Raw genomic sequence first — 14,417 nt, forward strand, 5'->3', positions numbered from 1 at the left:
GATGATGTCGAACACCACCCCCCGCCGTACGGCGCTCAGCGCAGGAGCGCTGCTGGCGACCGGCGCGCTTGCTCTCACCGGATGCACGGCCGGCGGCGCGAACGCCGCCGGAGTCACCACGGTGACCGTCATGTACGCCACCAGCGAGTTCACCGCCGATCAGGTCAAGGCCTTCGAGAAGGAGAACCCCGACATCAACATCGAGTTCGTCGAGTTCGACACGAACCGGCTCAACGCGATGCTCACCGCCGGCGACCCGCCCGACCTCGTGCGCGGCAAGCCGAGCGCGAACCTCTTCGCGCGCGAGCTCGCCGCACCGCTCGACGACTTCCTCGCCGACAGCGAGGTCATCAAGAAGGACGACCTGCTGCCGGTGAACGATCTGTGGCGCTGGAACGGCACCGAGCGCGGGTCGGGCGAGCTCTACGGGCTGGTGAAGGACTTCAGCCCCGACACGACCTTCTGGCAGAACGAGGCGATGTTCGAGGCGGCCGGAGTCGAGCCGCTGAGCACGACGGAGCCGTCGAGCTGGGACGACATCATCGAGAAGGGCGTCGCGCTCAAGGCCGCCGGCGTCGAGCTGCCGATCGGCATCGAATGGCAGTGGGGCATCGGGAGCCTCTTCCAGGAGATGGTCGAGCAGCAGGGCGAGAAGATCTTCAACGACGACCTGACCGAGGCCGACGTGACCTCGCCGGAGGCGATCCGGGCCATCCAGTGGCTCATCGACTACGGCAAGGCCGACGTCGGCCCCACGTCGCTCGACCCGCTCGCGGCAGGGCAGGACGGTCCCGCGTACACGTCGGCCGAGATGGCGGCGACGATGGACGGCTACTGGTTCGCCGGGCAGTTCACCGCCGAGGAGGCCGCACGCGTCGCATCGACCTCGACCCTTGCCCCCGCGCCGACCTTCGGCGAGCGCATCAGCGCCGTCAACGGCGCGGTCGGCGCCTGGATCCCGGAGGGCTCCGACAACAAGGAAGAGGCCTGGCGCGTGATGGAGTACTTCATCGGCGGTCAGCCGGCCATCGACCGCGCGAAGAGCGGCTGGGGACTGCCGGGTCTGCAGTCGATGTGGGAGTACCTGCCCACGAAGGAGCCGTACCAGCAGCAGGCGATCGAGGTCGCCAAGCAGGAGATGGAGTACGTCGTCCCGCTGCAGGACTCGCCGTACCTCTCGGTCGAGCAGTGGAACCCCGAGCTCGACAAGGGCGTCCAGGCCGGCATCCTCGGGGAGAAGACCGCGAAGCAGATCGCCGAGGAGCTGGAGGACCGGATGAACACCCTCCTCGCCCAGGGCAAGGACCAGCTGGGATGACAACGGTCGAGGCGGCGGCTCAGGCCGTCTCCGGTGGCGCCACCCGCACCCGCGGGTGGCGCCGCTACCGGGCCCGCACCTTCTATCTCTTCGCGTCGCCGTGGATCGCCGGATTCGTCCTGCTGACGCTGACCCCGGTCGTCTACGCGCTGGTGGTGAGCTTCACGAACTACGACGGCGCGTCGTCGAAGTGGCGCTTCATCGGCATCCGCAACTACGTCGAGCTGTTCAGCAGCAGTCCCGCCGTATGGGAGAGCCTGGTGCGAACGCTCGCGTACACCGCGGTCGTCGTCCCCCTCAGTGTGGCGGGCGGGCTCTTCCTGGCGCTGCTCGTGAACGAGCGCATCCGCGCCCGCGGCGTGGTCCGCGCCATCTTCTTCGTGCCGTCGGTGGTGCCGATCGTCGCGACGGCGATCATGTGGCGACTCATCTTCAACAAGGACGCCGGTCTCCTCAACGGCATCGTGGAGCTGTTCGGCGGTGCGAAGGTCACCTGGCTCGCCGACCCGTACGTCATCTACGCCCTCATCGTCATGTCGTTGTGGGGCCTCGGCGGCGGGATGATCATCTCCCTCGCCGCGCTGCAGGACGTCCCGGCCGAGCTGCAGGAGGCGGCCCGCCTCGACGGCGCCGGGCGCTTCCGCGTGCTGCGGAGCGTCATCGTGCCGCTCATCTCTCCCGTGCTCTACTTCCAGGTGATCACCGGGATCATCGCGACGCTGCAGATGCTCGTGCAGCCCATGCTGCTCGCCGAGTCGTCGGGCAAACTCTCGTCGTCGATGGTGCCCGAGAGCACGACCCTCTTCATGGTGCACGTGTACAACGAGTTCTTCTTCAACAACCGCTTCGGATACGGCTCGGCGATGCTATGGGTGTTCTTCGTCATCATCCTTCTGTTCACGGTGCTCATGCAGCGCGTCAGCAGGCGGGTCGTGTTCTACCAGAACGACGTCGACGAGCAGGAGGACGAGAAATGACGCAGCTCGCGCAGAGCCCGCTGGGAACGGCCACCGCGCCGCCCATCACGACGCTCAGCCTCACGGTGCCGTCGCGACGCAGACGCAGACGCGCCGATGCGGCACCGGGCCAGCGCCCCTCCGTCGCGATCTACATCATGGTCGTCCTCGCGATCGCCCTGTTCGGACTGCCGTTCATCTGGATCGTGCTCACCGCGCTCGCCACCCCTCAGCAGCTGAACGACGGCGTGGCGGGGCTGCTCGACCTGTCGTCGCCGACGTGGTCGAACTTCATCGACGCGGTCACCAAGGTCGACTATCTGGCGTACGGGGCCAACACCCTGTTCCTGTCGCTGGTGACCAGCGTGCTCACCACCTTCAGCAGCGCGACCGTCGGGTTCGCGTTCGCGCGCCTGCGCGCTCCGGGCAAGAACGCGCTCTTCCTGCTCGTCGTCTCGACGATGATGATCCCGGCGATGGCGACCCTCATCCCGACCTACGTGCTGTTCGCCCGGCTCGGCCTCGTCGGAACCTACTGGCCGTGGGTGCTGTGGGGGCTCGCCGGAGCGCCGTTCTTCATCTTCCTGTTCCGTCAGTTCTTCTCGGCCGTTCCGCGCGAACTCGAAGACGCCGCGATCATGGACGGCGCGGGATGGATCCGCTCGTATCTCACCGTGTTCCTCCCGCTCGCGCGGCCCGCGCTGCTCACCGTCTTCCTCCTGTCGTTCACGGGCGCCTGGGGCGACTACCTCGCGCCGGCGCTGCTGCTCAACATGGACAACACGACGCTGGCGGTCGCGACGACGTCGATGTACGCCGACCCCCGCGGCAACCCGCTGGTGCCCCTCCAGGCTGCGGGCGCGATCATCTATATGCTGCCCGTGATCGCCGTGTTCCTCTTCGGCCAGCGCTACTTCATGACCTCGGCCATGGGCTCGTCCGTCAAGGGCTGAGACCGCGGGCCACGAATCGGAGATCCTGCATGACCACGCACGTCATCGGCACCCGCACGTCCCTCGTCGTCGTCGAGCGCCCCGATCGGCTCCCCGCGCTGGCGTGGCTCGGGGCGGCACCGGCCGGCGGCATCCGCTCCGACGCCGCCGGCGACCTGGCCGCGCTCACGGGCACGCCGCCCGAGCTGCCGACGCCGTTCGAGACCCTCGGCCGAGCCGTTCCGCTGCTCGGCGAGGTGTCGCGTGGCTGGATCGGCCGACGCGCGCTCCGCGGGCACCGGATCGTGGATGCCGCGAGCGCGGGCCGCGACTGGTCGACGCGGTTCGTGCCGGTCGCGATCGACCGGCGCGACGACGCACTGCTGGTCGAAGCGGTCGACGCGGCGGCCGGCCTCGCCCTGACCACGCGAATCGAGGCGGTGGCGGGCGGCGGCGTGCGCATGCGCCACGCGGTGCGCAACACCGGATCGGGCGCATACGTGGTCGAGTCGCTCGAGGTCGCCCTTCCTGTTCCGGTCACCATGAGCGAGCAGCTCGACTTCACGGGCCGCTGGGCGCTGGAGCGGATGCCGCAGCGGCGGCTCATCGCCGACGGCACGTGGGTTCGAGAGAGCACCGAGGGGAGACCGGGCTGGGATTCGGCGACCATGCTCGTCGCCGGCGAGCAGGGCTTCGGCTTCGGGCGCGGGCAGGTGATCGGCGTGCACGTCGCCTCGGCCGGCGAGACCCGGCACGTGCTCGAGCGTCAGCGCACCGGCATCGTCACGATGGGCGGGGGCGAGGCCCTCGGCCCCGGCGAGGTGGTGCTGGCGGTCGGCGAGACGTACGAGACGCCGTGGGTCTATGCGTTCGCCGCCGACGACGGGCTCGACGGCATCGCCGCTCAGACGCATGCGCTCGTGCGCTCGTGGCATCCCGACGCCCTCTCCGAACGCCCCGTCACGAGCAACGTGTGGGAGGCGGTGTATCACGACCACGACGTCGACCGGCTCGCCGAGCTCGCCCGCCTCGCCGCCGAGGTCGGTGTCGAGCGCTTCGTGCTCGACGACGGCTGGTTCAGCTCGCGTCGCGACGACTCGCGCGGACTCGGCGACTGGGTGGTGTCGGAGCACTTCGGGCCGGAGGGCCTGCGCCCCCTCTCGGACCTGGTCCACGACCTCGGTATGCGGTTCGGGCTGTGGCTCGAGCCCGAGATGGTCAACATCGACTCCGACCTCTACCGCGCGCACCCCGAGTGGATCCTGTCCACGGGCGGTCGCGTGCCGGTGCCGATGCGGGCGCAGGAGGTGCTCGACCTCGCTCGCCCCGAGGTCGCCGACCACCTCTTCGCGCAGATCTCCCGCGTGCTGGCCGACAGCGGTGTCGACTACGTGAAGTGGGATCACAACCGCCAGCTGTTCGATGCGGGCTCGGGCACCCGCGGGGGAGCGTCGGGCATCCACGCGCACACCCGCGGCTACATCGCACTGCTCGAGCGCCTGCGCGCCGCCCATCCGGACATCGTGTGGGAGGGGTGCGCGTCGGGCGGTGCCCGCGTCGACCTCGACACTCTCACCCGGGTGGAGCGACTGTGGACGAGCGACGGGACCGACGCCCTCTCGCGCCAGCGCATTCAGCGCTGGACCGCACAGCTCGCGCCGCTGGCCTGGATCGGCGCCCACATCTCGGCTCCGCGCAACCATCAGACCGGACGCGTCAGCGACCTCGACTTCCGCGTGCTCACCGCGTTCCTGGGCGACCTCGGCATCGAGTGGGACCTGTCGTCCGCCACGGCCGAGGAACGCTCCCGGCTGCGCGACTGGATCGGCCTGTACCGGCGGCATCGACGGCTCGTGCACACCGGGCGCCTGGTGCGCGGCGACGACCTCCCCGATGCCGTCGCCGTGACCGGCGTCGTCGCGGAGGACCGTGCCGAAGCCCTGTTCGTCTACGCGCACCTGGAGGAGACGGTCGCCGACCCGCCTCCGTTCCGGCTGCCGGGGCTCGAGCCGTCGGCGCGGTATCGCGTGAGCATCGTGTCGCCCGACGACGCCGAACCGGCGGCGACCGAGGCGTCGGGCTTCGCGCTCGCCGCGGTCGGACTGCTGCCGCCCGCGCGTTGGCCGCAGACCGCCCGCCTGGTGCACGCCGTGCGCGTCGACTGAGCGGCGCGCACCCGACATGCACTACGGAGCGGACTACAACCCCGACCAGTGGCCGGAAGACATCTGGCCCGACGACATCGCCCGGATGCGCGAGGCGGGCGTCACCCTCGTCAACCTCGGCATCTTCTCATGGGCACGGCTGCAGCCCGAGGAGGACCGATTCGACTTCGCGTGGCTCGACCGCATCCTCGATCTGCTGCACGAGGGAGGGATCGCGGTCGACCTGGCCACCCCCACGGCCTCGCCGCCGCCGTGGGTCTCGGCGAAGTATCCGGAGATCCTTCCGCAGGACGAGCGCGGTGCCACCTACTGGCCCGGTGCCCGACAGCACTACGCGCCGTCGTCGCCGGTGTACCGGAGGCTCGCGGCGACGGTGGCGGCCGCCTTGGCCGACCGGTACGCCGATCACCCCGCCGTCGTGATGTGGCACGTGAACAACGAGTACGGATGCCACGTGCACGCCGACTACTCGGATGCCGCGCGCGACGCCTTCCGCCGCTGGCTCACCGACCGCTACGGCTCGATCGAGTCGCTGAACGCCGCCTGGGGCACCGACGTGTGGTCTCAGCGCTACGGCTCGTTCGACGAGATCGTCCCGCCGCGCCTCGCCCCGTGCAGTCGGAACCCCCATCAGCTTCTGGATTTCCGGCGCTTCACGAGCGACATGCTTCTCGAGTGCTTCCTCCTGGAGCGCGACGTCCTGCGCGCTCACGGCGCCACCCAGCCGATCACGACGAACTTCATGGGGGCGTTCAAGCCCGCCGACTACAACCGCTGGGCGGAGCACCTCGACGTCCTGAGCGACGACTGCTACCCCGATCCGAACGATCCCGAGTCGTTCCGGGATGCAGCGTTCCAGCGCGACCTGATGCGGTCGCTGAAGCCCGGCGCGGCGTGGTACCTCATGGAGCAGTCGACCGGCGCCGTGAACTGGCGGCAGGCGAACGCGCCGAAGGCGCCGGGGCAGATGGCCGCGCTCAGTGCCCAGGCGGTCGGCCGCGGGGCCGACGGCATCCTCTTCTTCCAGTGGCGTCAGTCGGTGAGCGGTCCCGAGCGCCTGCACTCGGCGATGCTGCCGCATGCCGGTACCGACACCCGCTCGTGGCGCGAGGTGGTCGCGCTGGGCGCCGACCTCGCCGCCCTGCCGCCTCTGCCGCCTCCCGACGAGCGCGACGGTCACGTGGCCCTCGTGTTCGACTGGGAGAACTGGTGGGGCGTCGAGGGGCTCGACCATCCGCACAACGGCATCGACTACTACGCCGAGATGCACCGCTGGTACCGGGCGCTGCACCGACGCCACGCGCAGGTCGACATCGTGCCGCCCGAACGGGTCGACGACCGGTACGCACTCGCGGTCGCCCCTCTTCTCTATCTGCTGCGCCCCGCCGGAGCCGCGGCGCTCGAGAGGTTCGTCGCCGGCGGCGGTCACCTGTTGACCGGTCCGTTCAGCGATGTCGTCGACGAGCACGACCGCCTGTGTCCGGGCGGCTATCTGACCCGGCTCGGACCGGTCGTCGGCATCCGCCTCGAGGACTTCGGAGCGCTCGTCCCCGTGGATGCCGTCGGGCCCGGTGAACGCGAGGCCTTGGTCAAGGCGCCGTGGGGCGGGTTCCGCGGCACGGTCCACGCCGAGGAGATCGAGGCGCTCGGCGCATCGGTCGAGGCGCGGTTCACGACCGGTCGCCGTCGAGGGCACGCGGCGGTCACCCGCAACACCCACGGCCGCGGGGTGGCGCGATACCTCGCCACCCTGCCGGACGAGGCCGGGGTGCAGACCGTCGTCGACGCCGCGCTGGCGGATGCCGCGGTGGAGCCGACTCTGCCCGGACTGCCCGAGCACGTCGAGGTCGCGCGACGCGGATCGATGCTCACCCTCGTGAATCACGGCGGCCCGGTGGCGGAGATCGCGCTGAGCGGACGCGACGTGCTCACGGGCGAGGAGGTGTCGGCCGTGCGGCTGGCGGCGTGGGACTGGCGGATGCTGTGGGAGGACACCGCGACGACGGGGTGAGAGGAGGGGCGCGAGACACGCACGGCCCGTGCGTATCGTTCAACTCGGGTGCGCTGATCATAAGATGGGCTCATGGGCGCGGCTACCGGGAGTATTCAGAGTGTCGGCAAGGCTGTCGGCATCCTCCGGCTGCTGGGCCGGGGACAGGCCATGCGGGTCACCGATGTGGCGAAAGAGGCCGGCCTCGGCGTCTCGACCGCCTCGCGCCTGCTCGCGACCCTCGAAGCCGAAGGCCTGGTGGAGCGCGATCCGGTGAGCGGCTTCTACCGACTCGGACCCGACATGATCACCTTCGGCGGCGTCGCCGTGAACCAGCAGCCGCTGTTCCGCGGCGCCCGGCAGGTGTTGCAGAATCTCGCGGCGTCGTCGCGTCTCGGAGTCAATCTGGCGGTGCGCAGCGGGGCCACCGTCATGTATCTCGCCAACTTCGAGGGCGCGGAGGCGCCGCGCAACCATTCGATCGTCGGTCGTCACGATCCGATGCACGCGACCAGCGCCGGCAAGTGCCTCCTCCTCGGAGTGGCCGTGGCGGAGTGGCCGGAGCTCCTGGGTGAGCTGACGGTCTTCACCCCCGCCACCATCACCGACCTCGGCGTGCTCGAGGAGCAGGTGACGGAGATCGCGCGGACCGGCTACGCGAAGGATCAGGACGAGTTCGCTCTGGGCAGGGCCAGTGTGGCCGTTCCCATCCGCGGCGTCGACGGCTCGGTGCTGGGGGCCATCTCCATCGCCGGGCCGACCACGGCCGTGCGGCTCGACGAGCGCGAGGCCGACCTCGCGGCGACCGCCATCGAGGTCGCCGACCGGATCGGCGCGAACCTCGGCTACACCGGCAACGTCTGATCTCACGGGCCTGACCTACCGGAGCTCGCGTCGTCGCGATCTGCGGCGAGGGCGACGAGCGGCGTCGACCGCGAGTGTCACGAATCCGCCTCTTGTATGTCTGTTGCGTACTATGCAATGCTGATGCAGCAAGAACGCAGAACTTCCGCTCGACGCTCCTCGCGCGAGCAACGGCCCCTCGATGCCGAAGGGCCGGGGAGACGCGACTCGAGATCCCGCTGGTCCTTTCGAAGGAGAAATGCCATGCCGTCACCCCGAGCCCTCCTCATCGCGGTCACCGCCGCCGCGTCGCTACTGCTGCCGTCTCTCGTGCCGCCGGCCGCGGCTGCCGCGCTCGACGGACCCGGCGCGGTCGGCCCCGGCGCCGTGTACGCGGAGGACTTCGCGTCGATCGACGACTGGACTCCCGTGAGCGGCTCGGCCGACAAGTGGTCCGCCGCCGCGGGCATCCTCTCCGGCGACACCCGGGGGGCGACCAGCGGCAGCTACCTCCGCCCGGGCGGCGCTCTCACCCTGCCGGCCGCGTACGAGCTGCGCACCCACATGAAGATCGACGCCGTCGCGTCCGACGGAACGGTGTCCTTGCTGCTCGACATGCGCGACACCTCCGCGCTGAAGGCGAGCGGGATCAGCGCGCAGTTCACCGCCTTTGCGGCGAAGGATCGCGCGGGTGTGAGGCTGTCGAAGCCGATCGCGTCGACGGTGCTGTGCTCGGGGTCGACGCCGATCGTGGCCGGACAGTGGGTCGCCCTCACCGTGCGGCGCGCGAACGACGTCACCGCCGTCTACGTCGACGACCAGCTCGTCGCCGCCGCGGCCTCTCCTGCCGCGGGCGGCACGATCGGGCTCGGGACGTATCGCGCCGCGGCCAGCTTCGGTCCGATCTCGGTCGACGTCCTCGGAAGCGCGCCGGCCGGCCACCCCGCGGCGAACGCGGGATGCGGCTGGAAGGAATCCGACACGCCCCCGCAGGGCCCCGGCGGCATCACCGGCTCGGGCGTGTGGGTGCCCTCGGTCGCCGCCGCGTCCGACCGTCCGGGACACGAGGTGACCGCGGGGGAGTCGACCATGTCGCTCGACGGCGCCTGGTCGTTCTCGACCGACCCCGACAAGAAGGGCGAAGAGAAGGGCTGGCACCAGGGCACCGGCGCCGCGGCCTGGGAGAAGCGCACCGTTCCCGACAACTGGGACCTGTCCGACCGCTACGGCACGTACGTCGGCGCGGCCTGGTATCAGCGGACCTTTCAGATCGGAGCCGTGAATCCCTCCGCGAACGAGCGCGTGCGCATCGCGTTCGGCGCCGTCTACGAGAACACCGACGTCTGGATCAACGGGAAGCCCGCCGGCAATCATCGCGGCGGCTACACGCCGTTCGAGTTCGACGTGACCGACCTGCTCGTCAGCGGCGAGAACACCGTGGTCGTGCGCGCCGACAACACCTTCCAGCAGGGAGCGTGGTGGTCGTGGGGCGGCATCTCGCGGTCGGTCGAGCTCATCAAGAGCGACACCGTCGGCATCGACCGTCAGCAGATCGTCGCCACGCCCGATCTCGCCGCCGAGACCGCGAAGGTCACCTCGACGGTCTTCGTCGAGAACGCCGGTCCGTCGGCGCAGTCGGTCGCGCTCCGCGGAACGATCACCGACGCGGCGACCGGCGCCGTCCTCGTCGACGGCCTGACGGCCCGACTCGAGATTCCGGCCGGCAAGACGGCGTCGACCGATCTCGTCGCGAACCTCGCGGCGGGCACGTTCCGGCTCTGGAACCTCGACGACCCCGCGATGTACCGCTTCGACGTCTCGCTCGACGCGTCCGCCGGACACACCGACAGCGCCGTGAGCGACCGCTTCGGCATCCGTCTCTTCGAGATCGACGGCATCAAGGTGACCCTCAACGGGGAGCAGCTGCGCCTGGCCGGAGCGAACCGGGTGTCGGACGACCCGGTGCACGGCAACACCGAGCCGCTCGACCTCGTGCGACGCGACATGGACCGGATGAAGGCGTCGGGCCTCGACCTCGCGCGCATCATGCACTACGCGCAGACGCCGGAGCTGCTCGACTACGCCGACGAGATCGGGATGCTGCTCATCGACGAGGTCCCCGTCTGGCAGAACGGGCGCAGCCTCGCGATCAAGGACATCGATCCGATCAAGACCGAGTTCCGCGTCATGGTCGAGCGGGACTTCAACCACCCCAGCATCTTCGCCCACTCGGTGGCGAACGAGATCGAGTCGCATTTCCCGGTGGGCAAGGAGTACGACCGCGTGATGGCGGAGTACTCGAAGGAGATCGACCCCACCCGCTTCGTGACGCAGGCGACCAACACGATGAACTGGGTGGTGGAGAAGCGCAAGCCCGATGACGACCCGAGCAAGGTGCGACAGGCCGACGAAGACGGGTCGCAGTTCATGGACTTCGTCAGCATCAACACCTACGACCGCGAATACTTCGCTTTCAACGCGACGAAGCCGCTGAACTTCTGGGGCAAGCCCGTCTTCGTCTCGGAGTACAGTCCCGACGGCTACACCTTCGGGGTCAACCGCGAGACGCTCGACTTCTCGACGCAGTCCGCGGCGACGGCGAAGGCGTTCGCCGACCTGCCGCACGTGTTCGGCTGGTCGCAGTGGACGTACAACGACTACCGCAGCGACTTCCAGGGCACCGGCGCGAACCTCGTGCGCGGCTGGGGCAATCAAGACGTGTGGGGACGGCTGAAGGCGGGGTACACCGCCACGCAGGCCGCCAACGCGCCCGTCTCATCGCTCACCATCGACGCCGCCACGGCCGATGCGACCACCGGAGTCGGCCTGGTGACGCTGACACCGCGCCCGGCGACGAACCCGGGAGGGCCTCTGCGCACCCTGACCGACCACCGACTGGTCGTGCGCACGGCGGCGGCCGACGGCACGGTCGTCGGCGGCACCGTCGTCGATCTGCCGACCATCGAGCCGGGATCCGCGGCGAAGAAGCTGCCGCTCAGCTGGAGCGCCTCCGCTGCGGCCACCCGGGTCACGGTGTCTCTGCTGTCGCCCGCCGGCTACGAGGTCGCCGTGGCGGTGCGCGACGTCGTCCCGCCCGCCGCGCCGGTCATCGGCCAGACCGTGGCGGCCGACGGCGCTCTGCGCATCCGCTTCGACGACCCTGCCGACATCGGACGCTACTCGGTCACCGCGACCGACGCCGACGGCACCATCGCGGCGACGGTCACCACCGCCGAATCGTTCGCCGACCTGTCCGGCCTGCAGAACGGCCGCACCTACACCGTGCGCGTGGCGGCCGTCGGGACCGAAGGGGCGGGTCCGGCCGCCGAGATCGCTCTCGCGCCGGCGGCGGGGGGCGCGCTGCCGCCGAAGGTGGTCGCGCTCACCCCTGCGCCGGGGGCGCTGGTGCTGGGCTACTCCGACGACACGAAGAACGGCACCTACGACGTCGAGGTCTATGAGCACGGCACGCAGACGCGGGTGCAGGCCTACTCGACGAGCAATCGTCCGGGCACACGGATCGAAGGGCTCGACGCGGGCACGGCGTACGACGTGCGCCTGAGGGAGGCGGCGAGCACACCGTCGGCCTGGAGCGAGAGGCTCACGGCTGTGCCGCTCGCGGCCGACAGCACTCCCGCGCTGCAGGTGCGGGGGACCGTGGCCGGTGCGCACTCGGGCGGAATCGTCGTCGCACCCTCCGAGGGCACGGAGCGCTACCGCGTGAGGATCACCGGTCCGAGCACCGATCGGAGCTACGACATCGAACGGGCGGCCGTGGAGGTGCTGCCGATCGACGACCTCGCGCCGTCTCGCACGTACCAGGTCAGCGTCGCCGCGGTCGGTGCCGCGGGTGCATCCGCGTCGTGGAGCGGCACGATCTCGACGCCCGCAGCGGCGAGCGACACGACTCCCGGCACGCCGACCGGTGTCGCCGCCACCAACCGGGGGAACGACGCCTTCCTCCGGTGGGACGGCCAGGGCGGGATCGGATACCTCGTCGAACGTGTCGAGTGCGGCGCCACGACGCAGCGCCTCGTGACCGGCACGGAGGCGTCGCTGGGGCTGATCGGCGCGCAGCCGGGTACGTATCGGGTCCGCGCGCTGGGTGCTGGGCTGTCGGACTGGAGCGCCGCGGTGACGGTTCCGGGTGTCTCGGCCTGCCCCTTCGTGATCACCCCGACCGACACCGCGCCCCGCGACGACGGATCCGTTCCGTTCCGGTCGACCGGAACCTGGCCGAAGAGCTCGCTGCAGGGCCCGGGGTCGCATCCGTCGGTCTACGCCGATCTCTCGGCGCAGCCGAAGGCGACGGCCACCTGGACCGCGCCGACCCTGGTCGGAACGTACCGGCTCCGCGTCTCGATCCCCTCGAGCAGCGACGCGGCCAAGGGCGCCCGCTACACCGTGACCGGCGCACAGGGCAGCCGCACCGTCGCCGTCGACCAGGTCGCGCAGCGCGGCACGTGGGTCGATCTCGGTGAGGTCCTGGTCGACGCCGACCACCCTGCGACGGTGCAGCTCGCTGCGACCGGGAGCGGCTTCCTCCGCGCTTCTGCGGTGGAGTTCACGCCGGTGCCGGACCCGTCGATGTTCCCCGTCGCGCCTCAGCCGACCGTCGCCGACCAGTCGATCGACGAGGAGGGCGAGATCGCGGGCGGCGGAAGCGCCCCGGGCGACGTCATCGAGGTGTCGCTCTCCGACGGCACGTCGGTCGGGAAGACCGAGGTCGGGGCCGACGGCCTCTGGTCGGTCGACAGCGCTCTTCCTGCCGGTGAGTGGACCGTCACGGTCCTCGAGCGCGACGACGACGGGTGGGTCGGCACCGCCACGGCCACCGTCGTCGTGCGTGCGGCGACGTCGGACGGCGCGACCGCCGCTCCGGCGCGCGGGGTGCTGTCGAGCACGAGCGGGGTGGCGACCGGACTCCACGACGGCACGTTCGACCTGACGATGAACCTCTGGTGGGGCGAGAACGCGTCGACGTTCCGGCTGTACGAGAACGGCGAGCTGATCGCGACCAAGGCCCTCGCGCCGGGCTCTCCTCAGGCGCAGAGCGCGACCGTGCCGATCGCCGGCCGCGGCAACGGCACGTACGTCTACACCGGTGTGCTCGCGAACTCGAAGGGTGAGACAGAGGTCGCCCCGGTGACCGTGACGGTGAAGCACGCTCGGCCCGGCGCCCCCGTGCTCAGCGACGACAACTGGGACGGCGACGGCACCTTCACCCTGACGGCCGATCTGTGGTGGGGGACGAACGCCTCCTCCTACCGCTTCCTCGAAGACGGCGTGGTCGTCGGGTCGGGCGATCTCGCGCCGGCGACGCCGCAGCACCAGCGAGCGCAGCTGCTCCTCGAGGGGCGCTCCGCGGGGGCGCACACCTATACCGTGGAGTTCGTCAACGCGGCCGGATCGACCCTCAGCGCGCCCCGGACGGTGGTCGTGCGCTGACCTGCGCCGACGACGCCTCCGCGCGATCAGGCTCCGCCGGGGCCGTGGCGGCGCGCGCGCCGATCTCGTCCAGCATCGCGGTGACGGACCTCTCGAAGAGCCGGTCGTGGTCGATCTCGTAGCCCTCGGCATACGCGCGGGCGAGGCGCGGGAAGCGGTCCGCGGGCAGCGTTGCGGCCGACTGGGCGTGCGCCGTCTCGCGCCCGTCGCGGTCCGCGCCCGGAGGCGGCCCCGCTTGGGCCACGACGTGGCCCACCGTGGTGCGGGCGAGGATCTGCGCGGCATCCAGGGTCTCACGCGGCGACAGCCCGGCCGGCTCCAGCGCGCGCAGCAGCGCCTCGGTCGCGTCGAACGCGCCGGGTGTCACCGGCGGACGCATCGCGATCAGCGGAACGGCCTCGGGATGGGCGAGCAGGGTCGTGCGCAGGGCGCGGAGGCAGGCGGCCGCGTCTTCGCGCCAGTCCGAGGTCTCGGCGGCGATCGGCATCTCGGCGAAGACCCGCTCGACCACGCCGTCGAGCAGCGCCGTCCTGCTGGGGAAGTGCCGGTAGATCGTCATCGGATCGACGTTCAGGCGCCCGCCGAGCGTGCGCATGCTGAAGGCGTCCAGCCCGACCTCGTCGAGCAGCCCCAGGGCTCCGTCGAGCACCGCCTCGCGGGAGACGCCGGCGGGCCGGCCCCGCGGGCGTCGCGGGGTCGAGGTTTCCTGGGAACGCGGCATCCACATCTCCTTCGAATTTTATCTACACTGTAGAACACGAATCT

The 14,417-nt window shown here is 70.6% G+C and carries 8 protein-coding genes; 7 read left to right on the top strand and 1 reads right to left on the bottom strand.

The window, feature by feature from the left end:
- The first annotated feature begins 4 nt into the window (after nt 1-4).
- The 7 genes from AB3M90_RS00600 (at nt 5) to AB3M90_RS00630 (ending at nt 13,652) form a co-directional block, all read left to right on the top strand.
- Nucleotides 5-1,318 carry an extracellular solute-binding protein gene (locus tag AB3M90_RS00600; RefSeq protein ID WP_412949326.1) on the top strand — a complete coding sequence of 438 codons (1,314 nt, stop codon included), beginning with the start codon at nt 5-7 and terminating at the stop codon, nt 1,316-1,318.
- Nucleotides 1,315-2,295: a carbohydrate ABC transporter permease gene (locus tag AB3M90_RS00605; protein WP_412949327.1), complete on the top strand. Its 981-nt coding sequence runs from the start codon at nt 1,315-1,317 to the stop codon at nt 2,293-2,295. Before AB3M90_RS00600 ends, AB3M90_RS00605 begins: the two co-directional genes overlap by 4 nt.
- Nucleotides 2,292-3,227 carry a carbohydrate ABC transporter permease gene (locus tag AB3M90_RS00610; protein ID WP_412949328.1) on the top strand — a complete coding sequence of 312 codons (936 nt, stop codon included), beginning with the start codon at nt 2,292-2,294 and terminating at the stop codon, nt 3,225-3,227. Before AB3M90_RS00605 ends, AB3M90_RS00610 begins: the two co-directional genes overlap by 4 nt.
- Before the next feature lie 29 nt (nt 3,228-3,256).
- Nucleotides 3,257-5,371 carry an alpha-galactosidase gene (locus AB3M90_RS00615; protein ID WP_412949329.1) on the top strand — a complete coding sequence of 705 codons (2,115 nt, stop codon included), beginning with the start codon at nt 3,257-3,259 and terminating at the stop codon, nt 5,369-5,371.
- Between the two features lie 16 nt (nt 5,372-5,387).
- A complete protein-coding gene (locus AB3M90_RS00620; RefSeq protein ID WP_412949330.1) occupies nt 5,388-7,382 on the top strand; it encodes a beta-galactosidase in 1,995 nt (664 codons plus the stop codon).
- A gap of 72 nt (nt 7,383-7,454) precedes the next feature.
- Nucleotides 7,455-8,225, top strand: coding sequence for an IclR family transcriptional regulator (locus tag AB3M90_RS00625; protein ID WP_412949331.1), 771 nt, complete (start codon nt 7,455-7,457; stop codon nt 8,223-8,225).
- 243 nt (nt 8,226-8,468) lie between these two features.
- Nucleotides 8,469-13,652, top strand: coding sequence for a glycoside hydrolase family 2 TIM barrel-domain containing protein (locus tag AB3M90_RS00630; RefSeq protein ID WP_412949332.1), 5,184 nt, complete (start codon nt 8,469-8,471; stop codon nt 13,650-13,652).
- On the opposite strand, the gene AB3M90_RS00635 is transcribed toward AB3M90_RS00630, so the two are convergent.
- Nucleotides 13,621-14,373, bottom strand: coding sequence for a TetR/AcrR family transcriptional regulator C-terminal domain-containing protein (locus AB3M90_RS00635; protein ID WP_412949333.1), 753 nt, complete (start codon nt 14,371-14,373; stop codon nt 13,621-13,623). The two genes, AB3M90_RS00630 and AB3M90_RS00635, sit on opposite strands and share 32 nt — an antisense overlap.
- Between the last annotated feature and the right edge of the window lie 44 nt (nt 14,374-14,417).

Origin of the sequence: Microbacterium martis (genome assembly GCF_047246685.1) — a bacterium.
GTDB lineage: Bacteria > Actinomycetota > Actinomycetes > Actinomycetales > Microbacteriaceae > Microbacterium.